The 13,321-nt window shown below is 62.2% G+C and carries 19 protein-coding genes and 2 tRNA genes; 12 read left to right on the forward strand and 9 right to left on the reverse strand.

The genetic code is table 11. From position 1 onward, the window contains the following. Nucleotides 1-92 precede the first annotated feature (92 nt). From BEN47_RS19640 to BEN47_RS19665, 7 genes are read left to right on the forward strand one after another with little or no spacing between them, the layout of a single operon-like run. Complete coding sequence (locus BEN47_RS19640) at nucleotides 93-2,714, forward strand: choice-of-anchor Z repeating domain-containing protein (RefSeq protein WP_070731043.1); 2,622 nt, start codon at nucleotides 93-95, stop codon at nucleotides 2,712-2,714. A 37-nt stretch (nucleotides 2,715-2,751) separates the two neighbouring features. After that, a complete protein-coding gene (locus BEN47_RS19645; RefSeq protein ID WP_070731046.1) occupies nucleotides 2,752-3,243 on the forward strand; it encodes a hypothetical protein in 492 nt (163 codons plus the stop codon). Then, the gene (locus BEN47_RS19650; RefSeq protein ID WP_070731048.1) at nucleotides 3,224-3,682 is read left to right on the forward strand and encodes a cupin domain-containing protein; all 459 of its coding nucleotides are present in this window, start codon (nucleotides 3,224-3,226) and stop codon (nucleotides 3,680-3,682) included. Before BEN47_RS19645 ends, BEN47_RS19650 begins: the two co-directional genes overlap by 20 nt. Before the next feature lie 23 nt (nucleotides 3,683-3,705). Further along, on the forward strand, nucleotides 3,706-4,110 hold the full coding sequence (locus BEN47_RS19655) for a hypothetical protein (protein WP_070731050.1): 405 nt from the start codon (nucleotides 3,706-3,708) through the stop codon (nucleotides 4,108-4,110). Continuing rightward, entirely contained in the window at nucleotides 4,107-4,619 is a 513-nt protein-coding gene (locus BEN47_RS19660; RefSeq protein ID WP_070731053.1) for a hypothetical protein, read from the forward strand. The genes BEN47_RS19655 and BEN47_RS19660 overlap by 4 nt, the downstream gene beginning before the upstream one ends. Nucleotides 4,620-4,621: 2 nt before the next feature. Then, nucleotides 4,622-4,852 (forward strand): hypothetical protein, encoded by a 231-nt coding sequence (locus BEN47_RS21195; protein WP_125921832.1) that lies wholly within the window; start codon nucleotides 4,622-4,624, stop codon nucleotides 4,850-4,852. After that, a complete protein-coding gene (locus BEN47_RS19665; protein WP_070731056.1) occupies nucleotides 4,792-5,322 on the forward strand; it encodes a TIGR02594 family protein in 531 nt (176 codons plus the stop codon). Before BEN47_RS21195 ends, BEN47_RS19665 begins: the two co-directional genes overlap by 61 nt. 5 nt (nucleotides 5,323-5,327) lie before the next feature. Here the strand turns inward: BEN47_RS19665 and BEN47_RS22940 are convergent, their stop codons facing one another. Continuing rightward, nucleotides 5,328-5,819 carry an HNH endonuclease signature motif containing protein gene (locus tag BEN47_RS22940; protein ID WP_125921833.1) on the reverse strand — a complete coding sequence of 164 codons (492 nt, stop codon included), beginning with the start codon at nucleotides 5,817-5,819 and terminating at the stop codon, nucleotides 5,328-5,330. A 186-nt stretch (nucleotides 5,820-6,005) separates the two neighbouring features. On the opposite strand from BEN47_RS22940, the gene BEN47_RS22945 reads away from it, so the two are divergent. The 4 genes from BEN47_RS22945 (at nucleotide 6,006) to BEN47_RS22575 (ending at nucleotide 6,977) form a co-directional block, all read left to right on the forward strand. Next, nucleotides 6,006-6,161: a hypothetical protein gene (locus tag BEN47_RS22945; RefSeq protein WP_158011129.1), complete on the forward strand. Its 156-nt coding sequence runs from the start codon at nucleotides 6,006-6,008 to the stop codon at nucleotides 6,159-6,161. Nucleotides 6,162-6,199: 38 nt separating this feature from the next. Beyond that, nucleotides 6,200-6,379 (forward strand): hypothetical protein, encoded by a 180-nt coding sequence (locus BEN47_RS19670; RefSeq protein ID WP_070731059.1) that lies wholly within the window; start codon nucleotides 6,200-6,202, stop codon nucleotides 6,377-6,379. Further along, complete coding sequence (locus BEN47_RS19675) at nucleotides 6,379-6,750, forward strand: hypothetical protein (RefSeq protein ID WP_070731062.1); 372 nt, start codon at nucleotides 6,379-6,381, stop codon at nucleotides 6,748-6,750. Before BEN47_RS19670 ends, BEN47_RS19675 begins: the two co-directional genes overlap by 1 nt. Nucleotides 6,751-6,848: 98 nt before the next feature. After that, nucleotides 6,849-6,977, forward strand: a complete 129-nt coding sequence (locus BEN47_RS22575) for a hypothetical protein (protein ID WP_262490421.1) — start codon at nucleotides 6,849-6,851, stop codon at nucleotides 6,975-6,977. Here BEN47_RS22575 and BEN47_RS19680 read toward each other — a convergent pair. The 8 genes from BEN47_RS19680 to mltG form a co-directional block, all read right to left on the reverse strand. Further along, entirely contained in the window at nucleotides 6,974-7,465 is a 492-nt protein-coding gene (locus BEN47_RS19680; protein WP_125921834.1) for a hypothetical protein, read from the reverse strand. The genes BEN47_RS22575 and BEN47_RS19680 overlap by 4 nt on opposite strands. Further along, on the reverse strand, nucleotides 7,462-7,701 hold the full coding sequence (locus BEN47_RS19685; RefSeq protein ID WP_125921835.1) for a hypothetical protein: 240 nt from the start codon (nucleotides 7,699-7,701) through the stop codon (nucleotides 7,462-7,464). Before BEN47_RS19685 ends, BEN47_RS19680 begins: the two co-directional genes overlap by 4 nt. Nucleotides 7,702-7,836: 135 nt before the next feature. Then, nucleotides 7,837-9,078 (reverse strand): site-specific integrase, encoded by a 1,242-nt coding sequence (locus BEN47_RS19690; protein WP_070731069.1) that lies wholly within the window; start codon nucleotides 9,076-9,078, stop codon nucleotides 7,837-7,839. A 259-nt stretch (nucleotides 9,079-9,337) separates the two neighbouring features. Continuing rightward, nucleotides 9,338-9,422: transfer RNA gene (locus tag BEN47_RS19695), tRNA-Ser, on the reverse strand. Between the two features lie 82 nt (nucleotides 9,423-9,504). Continuing rightward, nucleotides 9,505-9,591 (reverse strand) — tRNA-Ser (locus BEN47_RS19700). A gap of 113 nt (nucleotides 9,592-9,704) precedes the next feature. Continuing rightward, nucleotides 9,705-10,685, reverse strand: a complete 981-nt coding sequence (locus BEN47_RS19705) for a YihY/virulence factor BrkB family protein (protein ID WP_070731074.1) — start codon at nucleotides 10,683-10,685, stop codon at nucleotides 9,705-9,707. 98 nt (nucleotides 10,686-10,783) lie between these two features. Then, the gene (locus BEN47_RS19710) at nucleotides 10,784-11,275 is read right to left on the reverse strand and encodes an acyl-CoA thioesterase (protein WP_070731077.1); all 492 of its coding nucleotides are present in this window, start codon (nucleotides 11,273-11,275) and stop codon (nucleotides 10,784-10,786) included. 58 nt (nucleotides 11,276-11,333) lie between these two features. Further along, the gene (mltG, locus tag BEN47_RS19715; protein WP_070731080.1) at nucleotides 11,334-12,416 is read right to left on the reverse strand and encodes an endolytic transglycosylase MltG; all 1,083 of its coding nucleotides are present in this window, start codon (nucleotides 12,414-12,416) and stop codon (nucleotides 11,334-11,336) included. Nucleotides 12,417-12,621: 205 nt separating this feature from the next. On the opposite strand from mltG, the gene BEN47_RS19720 reads away from it, so the two are divergent. Then, the gene (locus BEN47_RS19720) at nucleotides 12,622-13,254 is read left to right on the forward strand and encodes an L-threonylcarbamoyladenylate synthase (protein WP_070731083.1); all 633 of its coding nucleotides are present in this window, start codon (nucleotides 12,622-12,624) and stop codon (nucleotides 13,252-13,254) included. Nucleotides 13,255-13,321 lie beyond the last annotated feature (67 nt).

Consider the following 13,321-nt stretch of genomic DNA (forward strand, 5'->3'; position numbering starts at 1 on the left):
GCCCGTAAGCGCCTGCCTTGCAGCCCCGGCCCCTCTAAGGTCGGGGCTGTTTGCGTTTGTCGCCCGTAGGGCCGTGCAGGGAATTTTGTGCCATGCTGCTACCAGCCCCCCAGACCCGCGCCGAACTTGAAAGCCTGCTGCGTGCGCTAATCACCGACCCGCTCAACAATCAAAACACGGCCGATAGGGTGCGAGCCATCATCCGGGCCGTCTTTGAGGCGAGCTACAACCGCGCCGACGACGACCTGCCCGCCGCAATGGCCCCCCTAGCAGCCAATGAGCTGAACGCGGGCCGCCAGTCGTACGTGAACCTGACGGTGCGGGCCGCCCTGCTTAAGCTGCTCAATGAAGTGGCTACGGCCCCCGCCGCGCCCACCAACCCGCAGACCGACGACCAGGGTAACATCTTCTCCGGCCTGCTCGTCCCCGGCTTCCCGACGATTTCCGACTACTTTGCCTTTGGGGTGCCCGGCACCACGGGCATCGTGGACGCGGCCGGCGTGGGCGACGTGGCCAACGGCCGCCTCTACCTGCGCAACATCACCGGCGAGCGCCTGCCCGGTAGCGTGGGCTTCGGCGTGAAGGCCAGCGGCAACCGCCCGCAAGGGGCCGCCCTGACCAATGCCGTGGCCTTCACCGGCCCGGCTGCCGCCCCCGCGCCCACCGGCCCGACCCTGAGCAGCTTCTCGCCTACCAGCGGGGCCGTGGGCGCGGGCGTCACCATTGCCGGCAGCGGCTTCCTCAACACCAACGACGTGTACTTCAACGGCACGCCGGCCAACTTCACCGTGCTCAGTGCCACGACCATCAACGCCACCGTGCCAGCGGGGGCGACCACGGGCAAAATCAGCGTGGCCACCACGGAAGGCAGCATCACCAGCCTGGGCAACTTCACCCTCACCACGTCCCTGCCGGACGGCGGGACATCAGGAACCAGCACGACATTGGGCAACGCGCAGTACTGGAACAACAGCCAGAACATCGGCCGCACCGGCTACACGGTGCGCAGTCCGTACTCCTTTTTCCGCCTGAAGCTACCGTCGGAAGTCGCCAGCTTCGAGGTGCAGGTGTTCAACAACCTGCCCGCGGCCGCCAATTTTAGTCTATTGCAAAACTTCGGCGTGCGCGTAAACGGCGCCTATGCCCAAACGATTGAGGTAGCCCCCAATGCCACGGCCTGGTACCCGGTTACCGTGCCGGCTGGCGCAACAGTGGACGTGCTTAATGGCTTTCTGGAGAAAGCGCCGGGCAATGATTACCAGGGGGTTTTTGTGCTGGACGTGCGCCTGGCCTCCGGTACGCTCTCGTTTGTAAATCCAGTGGCCCCGGCCAAGAGAATACTAATGTACGGCGACAGCATTCTGACCGGCGCCACTGCTTCGCCCCCGGCCCGGAACGCGGCGGCCCAATTGGTGCGGGCCGAGCTTCTGGGGCAAGGGTATGATGTAACAATGGAAAGCTATTCGGCGCGTTCCGTGGCCGATGACTACGCCGAAACGGCCGACCGGCCGGGCTTCATTGCCAAGCTCGGCGCGGCTCGTGACGGCACGGCGGGCAACTTGCTGCTGCTGGAAATGGGCACCAATGATATTGCCAATATCAGTGCGTTCCAGCAGCGGGCCGGCGCTTTAATCGATGCCTACCATAGCGCCTACCCCGCTGACCGGGTACTCTACCAACTGCCCACCACGCGCTACGACGGCGGCGGCGATAGCGCGGCCCTGCAACAGGCCGTGCAGCAACTGGCGGAGATTCGGAGCTGGCTCCAGGTGTTCGACACAAACGTGGTACAAGCCGACACCATTTCCGACAACCTGCACCTGACCACGGCCGGACACCGCAAGGTGGCCGATGCCATGAAAGTGGCTATTCTTAACCCCGCCGCCGCCACGACGCCCGCGACCACCATCCTTTCGGCACGCGACCGCAACAATGCGAATCAACTAACGCCTGCCGGGGCCTGGGTGGCAGACGAGGGGACGGGCTACGTGTCGAGCAACGGCTTCGCTTCGCAAAACAGCTCGGCGCGGGACAACTGGACGATGCTCAATGCGGTCGGCTTCGACTATAACAGCGTGGTAGTGCCGAATGCCTCTGGCGTCCAATTCCTATACCGCACAGCAGGCAGCACTGCGGCTTTCCAGTTGCTGGGAACAGGCACCCAAATCGCCGGACAAAAAGGGACCGCCACCATTTTCCGAAGCCGGGGGCTGCCACGCGGCGATTATGAAGTGTATATGACATGGGATGGGCAGGGCACCTTTAATGGGCTGCTGGCCGACCAAGTGGTTATCTACCACGACGCACCCGCCCCGCCGGTTAGCGCGGACCCGCTCACGCCTTTGCAATGCGAACTGACGCCTGCCGGCACCTGGTTTGCGGATACCGGCGCACCCTACTATTCGGGCACCGGCTACTACAGCACTGACCTAGCGGCAAAGGTGGCCTTTACGCTTAACGGCATAATAGGCTTTGATTACAACTGCATCCAGGCCCCCAGTGGCAGTGGCGTGAGCTTCTTCTACCGGGTAGCCGGCAGCGGGGCAGCCTGGCAGCCGCTGGGCACTGGCACACAATATGCCTCGGCGGTGCAGGCTGCCACCATCTTCAGCGCCAGTGGATTGCCGCTCGGTAATTACGAGTTCTACATGGCGCTGACTACGCCCACCACCAACGGCCTGCTGGCCGACCAGGTGGTGCCTTTGCCAGGCTAACCCTTCCCCCCCCCCCCCGCGCTACCCCGCCCCCACCATGCTCCTGACCCTGCTCCAAACCGCTGAGCTGACCACGGCCGCCACGCAGGCGGCCAGCGCCGTGAGTTCGCACGCGGAAACGGCGGCCTTCACGGCCCTGCTTTGGCTGCTGGTCGTGGTCTTTGGCGGCGTGTCGGCCCTGCTCATCTACAAGCTAATCTGGAAGGACAAGCCCGCCACGGCCAGCGAAGTAGACGTGCTGCGCACGGCCCTGACCGAGCTGCGGGCGGCCTTTGAGGAGCGCAAGAAGTCGATGAACAGCGCGCGGATGCAGGACAAGCTCAAGATAGAAGCTGATTTGGCGGCCGTCGCCTGCGCCATTAACAAGTTGGCCGACACGGCCGAGAGCCTGACCACGATGACCGAGCGCGTGAGCTGGCACGGCAAACTACACGAAACGCACCGCGACGAGTTTCGGGCGGTGCACGAAGAATTAAAGGAAGTGAAACGCGACATTAAAGACTTGGGCCGTGAGCGAGCAAGAACCTGAATACCGGGCCATCATCCGCAACGCCACGGCCCGCCTGGCCGAAACGATTGAGCGGCTGCAGGCCGTGCACCTCACCCTGGCCGGCGCCGAAGTCGAGCTGGTGGTGGGCAACGACTGGGCGCCGCTGGCCGCCGTGCCGGGCGTGGAGACGCGCATGCTCAAGGACGCTTTTCTGCTGGAAGCCCGCTACGCGCCCGGCACCGAAAGCCCCGGCACCATCGTCGTGCCCGAAGCGGTGTACGTGCTGGTTGAGGCCGGCGTGTTCTGGCTCGGCACGGACGAGCAGCCCCTGCAGCCCTACCGGGCGGGCCAGTACAAGTACCTGCCCCCCGGCCAGCCGCACCGCTGGCGCTGCGAGGGCGCGGTGCTCAACCTGCTGCCCTTCGTGCCCGCCTCCTGCCGGCCGCCCCTCTCCCCCGACCCGTGCGAAGTGAAATAATCCCCGCCTTCAATCCCCGGCCCGTGACCATCGCCCTGCCCTCCCTCTCCTTCGCCCTGCTCACCGCCCTGCTGTGGGCCGGGCTGGCGTTCCTGCTCTGGCTGTGGCTGCGGCGCGAGCTGACCCCCAAACGCTTCCTCTCGATATGGGAGAGCGACGGCGTACTGAGCACCCGCCTGCTGCTGGCCACCGTGCTGAGCGGCTTCGGCATGGCCATGTACGCGGCGGGCCGGATGGACGACGGCGGTCTGAGCCAGCTGCTGGGCTGGGTGACGGGCATGCTGGCCGTGGGCGGCGTGGTCAAGGCCGCCGCCAGCCTAAAGAGCGAAACGACCAACGTGACCACCAAAACCCTGAACGCCGAAGTGAGTGCCGACACGGTGAACCTGAACGGCAAGCCTGCCACCCCTAACCCCGAATCCGAATGAAAACCCGCCACCGCCTCCTGCTGCTTTGCCTGCTATGCCTGCTTTGCGCCGCCCACACCAGCGGCTGCCGCAGCGCCCGCGCCACCGAAACGGCCGCGCCCGCGCCGGATGTGCCGGTGGCCACGGTGCCGGACACGACCCGGACACCACCCGGACACGTGTCTAAGCCCGCTGGCCTGCTGGGCTTCCTGAGCACGCCCGCCGGTAGTGCCCGCCGGCAGCAGCGCAAGACCCTGCGAGCGGCCACGCCGAAAAAGCTGGGCAAAGGGGCCGTGTACGCGCCGCTGGCCACCGATGTGGTGAATGCCTACAAGCCGCGCCAAGCGGTGATACGGGCCGACAGCGGGGCCGTGGTGACGGCCATCGATAAGGTAAAGGCCCCGGTGGCAATCGGTGCCGGGGCCACGGCCACGAGCACCACGAGCAAGGGCATCTCCCTTTGGTGGCTGCTCCTGCCCGCCGCCGGGCTGGCCTACTGGCTGTACCGCAAAACCATTCCCTTCGCTTAGCCATGTGTACGGCTCGCCCACCCGCCCGCACTTACCGCCGCCTGGACCACCCCAACGGCCCGGAAGTGCGGGTGCTGCACGCCCCGCGTGACGGGTGGGTAACGGTGAGCAGCAAGGGCCTGGGCATCACGTTTGAAACCGAGGCCCGCCGCCTCTATCCCCCTTTCCCGAAATGGTCAAACTCCCCCTGCGTTACGCCTGGCTGGAACACGAGCCCGCCCCAAGGCTTTTAAGAGAAGCGCTGAAATTGTACGGCACCCGCGAAATCATCGGCCGGCAACACAGCCCCGCCATCCTGACCTGGCTGAAAGAGCTGGGCTTCTCATGGATTAAGGACGACGAAATCCCCTGGTGCGGGACCGCCCTGGCCGTGGCCGCTACCCGCGCCGGGGTGGCCTTGCCCCATCCGGAGATGCCCCGCGCCTTTTGGTGGGCCGGCTGGGGTACGCCCGTGGGCACGCCGATGCTCGGTGACGTGCTGGTCTTTGCCTTTAGCCACGTCGGGATTTACGTGGGTGAGGATTTGACGCACTACCATGTGGCTGGAGGCAATCAGAACAACACATTCAGCATTGCCCTCTTTCCAAAATCGGCCCTAAAGGCAGCCAGAAGAACCCCTTGGAAGGTAGCGCAGCCGGCGAATGTTCGACAGATTTGGATTGACAGCAAAGGGATAGCCCCAACCGTTGCGACTACACGATAGTCGCCTTAGCCTTTTTTTGCATGAAAGTACTCATTCGACCTTTTATTAGAACACGAGCGGCAGAATCGGTACCCGTCAGCGGTCGGAACTGCATTCGTCGCCCATTCGTGGCCGTTTTTACAGTGTGTCTGCTGCTTCGAGTAGCTGCGGCCTTTGCCCACCCGGTCAGCAATATTGTCCTCGTTGGTACCAATCGAGAGATGGGCCGGATTTACACACTTTCGATTGTCGCACGAATGCAGTACGTGCCCGCCTTCGGGTATAGGCCCTTTGAGCATTTTATAACTCAGCCGATGTGCCCGCTTGGCGGTACTACTGCCAGGCGCTGCGCCCGCCCTGTCGCTTATCATGCCATAGCCCGCATTATTCAGCGCACCAGTCCAGTTCCAGCACCCTTCGGTCTTGTCCACCATAGTCCAGAACCTTTCCTCCAAGCTGAGCCGAAGCTTAACAGGCCCGAAGCGCTTAAGCCTGGCTCTTGCATTGCTTTCGGCCATGCAGGTGCGGCAGATGCGCCTCGCCCCGCCATACGATTTCTTCTCGTGAACGATGGTGTTTTCGGGGGTGTATTCGTGCCCATTCTTGCAATGGCTACGGAGCGCTCTATTTGTTATCTGTCTCACAATACGAAGATAACGAAAGAAAATGGTATATGGAAATCAAATAAACCAGCATTTCCATCGATGCCCAACCAGGCCAACGCCCACAACATCGCCCGCTTCCCGAAATCAGCTTTAAAGGCAGCGAGAAGAACTTCTTGGAAGGTCGCTCAACCGGCAAACGTGCGGCGCGTGTGGCTCGACGGCACGGGCGTGATGACGGCCGTGGCCACCCGCTAACCTTACTCATTCATCATTCACCTTTTCCCATTACCACCATGCGTTTCTTCTTCATCTCCTTTCTGATTATGACCGCCCTGGGCGCGGCCTTCTACGTCATCGACGGCCCCGGTTCGGGTGCTGGCATCTTCGCCATCATCTGCGCCGTGCTGGCGGTAGGCGTAGGCGCGTACAACTACGTGCGCTTCGGCAGCATCTTTAAAGACGGCAAACGCTAATGGCCGCGCTGCTCCCGCTGCTCTCCCTGTTGCCCCTGCTGGCCTCCCTGGCCAAAGCAATTGCGGATGCCGACCAGCACGGCAGCCCGCGCCTGCTGGCCTGGTTCCCGCGCTGGTCCGGCCCGCACTCCTGGCTGTATAAGTACAAGGACCAGACGGCGGCCAGCGGCCCGCGCTTTGCCGGCAGCACCACGGTCTTTGTATTCCTAAGTGATTTGTGGCACGCAGCCAACTTTGCTGCCTGGCTCTGCTGGGCCGGCACCGCCCTGCTGGCCTGCTGGCTGGGTCGGCCGGCACTGTGGTGGCTGGTGGCCGGGCTGGTGCTGGGCAAGCTCTTGTTCGAGCCGCTGTACGCGTATTTACGCAAGTAGGTCACGATGCCCAGCTGCTGGCGAAGCTGCTTGTAAACACCAGTGAAATAGCGAAGCCCGCGCCGGCTGGTGCGGGCTTTTTGCCTTACTTGCGCCCCGTGCGCCACTCCGACTCCCCGCCCCGTTCCTCCCAGGCCCTGTTCGGCCTCGTGCTGGCCGTCCTGGCGGGCCTGGGATGGGCGGCCGTGCAGGCGTGGCACTGGCTGGCGGCGTGGTGGGCAGGCTAGGCGGCTTTGGCGAGCAGCTTGGCATACAACCGGGGCTGGGCATGAAACATAGTTTCGCCAGCTTCCAGCAACGAATACCAAGCGTTTTTGTCCCGCACCGCCAAGCGCAGCAGCAGGCCGCACGAACGGTTGGGAACTTCGCCCGCTTCGTAGCGTGCCCACTGGTTAGCGCCAAACCCCAAGAGCTTACCCAGTAGCGCGGCCGATAACTCGTACCGCGCGCGGAACGCCGCTAGCTCGGCAGGCGCGGGCAAGCCGTAGCGTTTGCGGTACGGCCCGTATACTTGCTCGACATTGCTATTCTCTAGTGCCGTGTTCGTGAAGGATTCGCCGGTTTCGTCGCAGACGTAATAGAGCCGCGTGTATCGGTAGACTTCGCCGCGAAATACTTCGCTCTCTTCCACGGCGTGCAAGTAGGCCAAACCATCCGAAAGTGGGCTATCAATCGGCGTAGGAAAGGGCGGGTTAGACCAAGTAGGGTGATTCATTGGGATTTAGCGGCGGTATTGCCAAAACTTAGGTGGCAAAAAATGGGCTCTTCTTTGTATTCAGGCAGTAGTAGCAGGGCATCGGTAGTAATAGCCAGCGCGGGCCAGTATTCGTTGAAGAACTCTCGCACCGCGTCCTTAATGGCCTTCGCGCCTTCGTAGTCTTCCTGCGCCACGCAGAACGCAATCAGCTCCAGTTGGGTCTTAGCGTGTTCCACCGGGCACGGGTCGGGCACAAGGCAGGAAACGTGACGCAGCGAATGGGCCGCGAATTTCTTCATTTGGTTGTAGTGTTTTCTATCAAAAGCCATGCACGAATATACAACACAAAAACCTAGCCGCCAACTATTTGCCCCAACTAAACACCCGCTTCACGCCGCCAACAGCCGCTCCGTGAACTCCCGCAGGAACGGCTTGCGCGCGGTGCTCATGCCCAGCACTTCTACCCCGTAAACTTTGGCTAATTCCGAATTTATCGTGTCCGGCAAAACGCGCGAGTACACGGCTTGGGTGATGGCCACGGAGCGGTGCCCGAGCACGGCGCTTACAATCGTCATCGGCACCCCGTCCTGCAGCAGCACCATGCCCGCCGTCTTGCGCCCGACGTGGGTGGTCAGGTGCTGCGCAAAGCCGCACAGGTAGCCGATTTGCTTGAGCGCCCGGTTTAGGTACTCGTTGGTGGGCATCGGCAGGCGCTCCCCGCCGTAGCGGGCCAGGAGTTCCACGGCGGGCTGAAAGAAGGGTATCATGGTCAGCGTGCCGGTCTTCTGGCGGTGAATCCGAATCAGCAGCCCCCCGCCCGGCTGCGGCACGACGTGCTCGGAGGCGCGGAAGTTGCAGGCGTCCTGCCAGGAGAGGCCGGTGAAGCACTGAAACAGGAACATATCGGCGGCCTTGCGCAGGGTCGGGGCCGCGAAGTCGTAGTACCAGAGCTTGACCAAATCCGCCGGGGCCAGGAACACGGCGGGCCGGGGCGGCTCCTTTTTCAGCCGCAGGCCGTCCAACGGGTAGCGGTCCATGATTTCCTGGCGCACGCACCAGCGCAGCAGCCCGCTGAGCGCGTCCACGACCTTGAGGGCGTAGTTGTTCGACAGGCCCCGGCCCCGCAGGTGCTCCACGAAGCGTTCGGCCGCCCGCTGGGTCAGCTCAGCCGGGCGCAGCGCCAGCTTCTTGGTGTCGGTCAGCCATTCTTCCAGCCGGGCCAGGCGCACGCCGTCGGCTTCGCGGGTGGCGGGGCTGAGCTGCCCGCTCTCGACCAGGGCCGTGCGGTGGGCGAGGTAGCGGCCGGCAGCTTCGAGCAGGGAGCAGGTCCGGCGCTGCGGGGCCTGAAAGCGCAGCACCACCTTTTCGGGCGTCACGTAGGCTCCTTCGCGCTCGAGCAGGTTGAAGGCTTCGCGCAGGCCATCGGCCAGTTGCTGCAGGCGCTGGTTGGCCACCTTCGTTTCGTCCGAGCGCCCCCGCACCTTTTGGCCGTGGGCGTCCCAGTCGTCCTTGTGGGCGTAGACGCCGGCCGCGAAGTTGCACGGCACCCCGTCCACCGTCACCCGGCAGTAGAGCGTGCCGGGCCGTTCGCGGGCGCGGGTGTTCTTGCGGAACCAGAACAGAACGGTCATGTAGTGGGAAAGGAGCACCGGCGGCCCGCTTGCTAATGGGAGTAGCATTGGCAACGGGTTGCAATGATACTAAAGTCAGTAGCAATGGTTGCAGCAAAACGGGGCGTGTAACCTGAAATAGTGCCGGGCGACCACCGGCGTGACCCGGACGAAAGCGGCGTTTCGGCCGGTGAGCGGCGGGCAATGGCCGCTGGCGGGCCGCTGGGGCACGAAAAAGCCCGCCGGGGGTTCCGGCGGGCACGCGTGCTAAGCACGTTCGTAGAGAGCGAGGGATTCGAACCCCCGGACCTGTTACAGTCAGCGGTTTTCAAGACCGCCGCAATCGACCACTCTGCCAGCTCTCTGGGAGAGTTAAGAGTGAGGAGTTAAGGGTTGGCTGTTGAACGACAACTCTTAACTCCTCACTCTTAACTCTTAACGTACTCGTAGAGAAGGGGGGATTCGAACCCCCGATACCGTTGCCGGTATAACGGTTTTCGAAACCGTCGCATTCGACCACTCTGCCACCTCTCTAACAGGCTCCCCGAGTGATTGGGGAGTGCAAAAGTAGAAAGGAATAAGGAATGGCAAAGGCGGAACGTCGAATTTTACTGAAAAAAATCCGTAGGCGCTTCAGTATCAATCCCTCATTCTTCTTCCTTCAGGCGCAGCTGCTCCCGTAGCATCTCCCGCCGGCGCCCCGTCACGGCGTCCATGCTCACGTTGACTTCGAAGCCGATAATCAGTGTCATGCAGACGAATTCGAGCCACACCATAAAGCCCACCAGCGCCCCAATAGAGCCGTAGAAGGTATTGTAGGAGTCGAAAATCCGGACGTAGAGGGTGAACAGAAACGATACCAGAAAGATGAGCAGCGTGGCCACTATCGCCCCCACCGATACCAGCGGCCACTTGTCCTGCACGGGCGGCACGAAGTAATAAATGACACAAGTCGTGCTCAAAAACAGGCCAACCAGTGAGCCGTAGCGAACGAGCGTCAGGACCAGTTCGGTGAACCGCTCGGGCACAATCTCATAGAACACCAGCCAGTCGATGAGATAAGTACCGAAAAAGATGCCGGCGATGGCCAACACCAGAATCAGCGAGAGCACGAAGGTGAGGGCCGTGGCAATCAGACGCTTGCGCAGGTAGCTGCGGTGCTTAAACCACGGGTATTTCTTCTCAAAGGCATCGAGCAGGGCCATGATGCCGTTGGAGCTGAGCACCAGGGCCGTACCGAAACCAAAGGAGAGCAGGCCGCCGTGCGGGATGTTCACAATGTCCTCGATGGTGGACGCGGTGGCCGCGTACAGCTCGCGGGGCATAAAATCGCTAAGGAACAGCAGAATGTCCACATTCAGATTCGGCACGGGAATGTACGGAATGAGCGTAAACAGGAAGATGATGGTGGGGAACAGGGCCACCGTGAGGTTGAAGGCCATGTAAGCGGCGCGCTTCTCCAGGCTGTCGAGGCGCAGCTCGTGCAGGATGCGGTCGAGCACGTCGTAGAGGGAGGCCTGGCCGCCGGGCAGCCGCAGCCGCTTAAGGCCCACAATCAGCCGTCGGTACGGCCGTTGCTGGCGCACATCGGGGAAGCGGGCTCGGCTAATGGCGGCGGGAGCTTTCAATGAGGGAGGGTAGGCAGTGAGCAGTGGGGGAAGTTACCAGCAAACAACGAGAATGGCGGTAAAAGTGTACTGCTCACCCCCACCCGGCAGCCGGGGCGCTACTTGCGGAACGCGGCCGGGGCCGGGGCGTTGGGCGAGATGGCGCCGGGGGTGGGCAGCACCGGGCTATCCACCTCGTCTTCGGTGAAGTAGGGCGCCAGGCGCTCCAGAATGCTATTGGGCACGGGTACGGGCCGGCCGGTGCTGGTGTTCACGAACACCATGAGGGTGTGGCCTTCGGTGAGCAGCTCCTGGGCCTCGTTGTAGATTTCGTATTCAAACAGCACCCGCGACCCCTCCGCTTGCTGCTTCAGCAGGAGCCGCACCGTGAGCAGGTCGTCGTAGCGGGCGGGGCGGCGGAAGCGGGTGCGCAGCTCCCCTACCGGCATGCCCACGCCCTCGGTTTCCAGGTCTTTGTAGCGAATACCCAGCTGCCGGAACGACTCGGTGCGCGCCACCTCGAAATACGCCGCGTAGTTGCCGTGATAGACGTAGCCCATCTGGTCGGTTTCGGCGTAGCGCACGCGGATTTGAATATCTGACTGGTACATATAGAGGCTTTGGTTGGGTGAGACGGACGCCAGATGAGCATGACGCTCTGTATACAAATTACCGGATTCCCGCCCGGTTTAGCGCGGCCTGGTAGCGGCGGGCGTTAAGCAGATGGCCGGTTTCGTTGGTGGCGAAGGCGTGGTAGCCGCTGAAATCTTCCTTGGCGCAGAAATACAGGTAGTTGTTGCTTTCCGGCTGCAGCACGGCATCGATGCTGGCAATGCTGGGCAGGTTGATGGGGCCGGGTGGCAGGCCGGCGTATTTGTAGGTATTGTAGGGCGAGTCTTTGGCCAGGTGCACGTTGAGGACGCGCTTGATGGTGAAGTCGCGGTTGGCGTACACCACGGTGGGGTCGGCCTGCAGCTTCATGCCGCGGCGGAGGCGGTTGAGGTACACGCCCGCAATGCGGGGCCGCTCGCTGGCGTGCTGCTGCTGCTCGGCTTCCACAATGCTGGCCAGGGTGCTCACTTCGGCCCGGCTCAGGTTGAGCTTTTCGCGCTGGGCGTCGCGGGCCGGGGTCCAGAATTTCTCGTACTCCTTCTTCATCCGCTTCATGAGGTTGTCGGCCGAGGTGTTCCAGTACAGCTCGTAGGTGTTCGGAATGAACATGCTGAGCACGGTGGTGGTATCGAAGCCCAGGCTGCGGGTGTAGGCGGGGCTGCTGAGGAGCGAATCAATCTGGCGGGGCTGGGCGTCAATCTGGCTGGCGAGCTTATCGGCCAGCTCGCGCCGCAGCCGCACGTTGGTAAAGGTGAGCTTGAGCGGCGACTGCAGGCCGGCCTTGAGCACGTTGATGAGCTGGCGGTTGGTGTAGCCTTCCTTGAGCTCGTAGCGGCCGGGCTTCACGTGCTCGGGGTACTTCATCAGCTTGGCCACGAAGTGCAGCGAGAGCTTGTCTACCACCACCCCGCTGGCATCAATGGCGCGGAGGGCGGCCTTCCAATCATCGCCGCGGTGTACCACCACGTAGGTGGGCTTGCCCTTGGTTTCGATGTTAGCGGTGAAAAACACCTGGTAGAAATAGTAGGAGAAACACACCAGAGCGAGCGTGAAGATGACGCTCACCGTGGCCCAGCGCCGGCGGCGTTTCAGGGATTGGTCGCGGAGTTCAATGGCCGACTTTTTGGCAGGCTGGGACATGGGCTGGAATTAGAAAATCAAGGGAGCGACACCAAAAGTACGAAAGCCGGCTACCCAAGCGCCTAAGCCGTATCAGAGTTGTTTCGTTTCAGTCAGCCGTAGTACCTTGCCCGCACCTTTGGCTCAGCTGGCACTCCGGTGCCGCCCAGGGCCGCCCTTTGGCTGGCAGTTGCCTGCCTTCATGTTTTATTACCCCCCTCGTTCTATGCCCGCCACCCTGCTCCGCATCCACCCCGAAAATCCGCCTCACAGCCGTATTCAGCAAGCCGTAGAGGTGTTGCGCAAAGGGGGAGTCATCATTTATCCCACCGATACCGTGTATGGCATCGGCTGCGACGTGACCAATGCCAAGGCGGTGGAAAAAGTGTGCCGCATCAAAAAGCTCATTCCCGAAAAGGCCAACCTGAGCTTTATCTGCCACGACCTGTCGCACATTTCCGACTACGCCCACGGCATCACCACATCCACCTACAAAGTCATCAAGAAAGCGCTGCCCGGCCCTTTCACCTTTATTTTTGAAGCCAGCTCCAACGCCCCCCGCTTCGGTGGCACCAAGCGCAAAACGGTCGGCATCCGGGTGCCCGACAACCAGATTATCCTGCAGTTGGTGAAGGAGCTCGGCAACCCCATCGTGAGCACCTCGGTGCGGGAAGACGAGAACACCATCGACGAGTATGTGACCGACCCGGACCTGATTTTCGAGAAATACCGCATGCTGGTAGACCTCGTCATCGATGGCGGCTTCGGCGGCAACGTCCCCAGCACCATCATCGACTGCACCGACGACGACTTCGAACTGATACGCCAGGGCGCGGGCGACATCGAACAATACCTGTAGAAGTGTTGAGGTTTGAGTGTTGACTGTTGAGTTGATGGTAACGCCTGCTAAACAGAAAAAGCCGACC

This window comes from Hymenobacter lapidarius, from assembly GCF_001816145.1.
In the GTDB taxonomy this organism is placed as follows: Bacteria; Bacteroidota; Bacteroidia; order Cytophagales; family Hymenobacteraceae; genus Hymenobacter; species Hymenobacter lapidarius.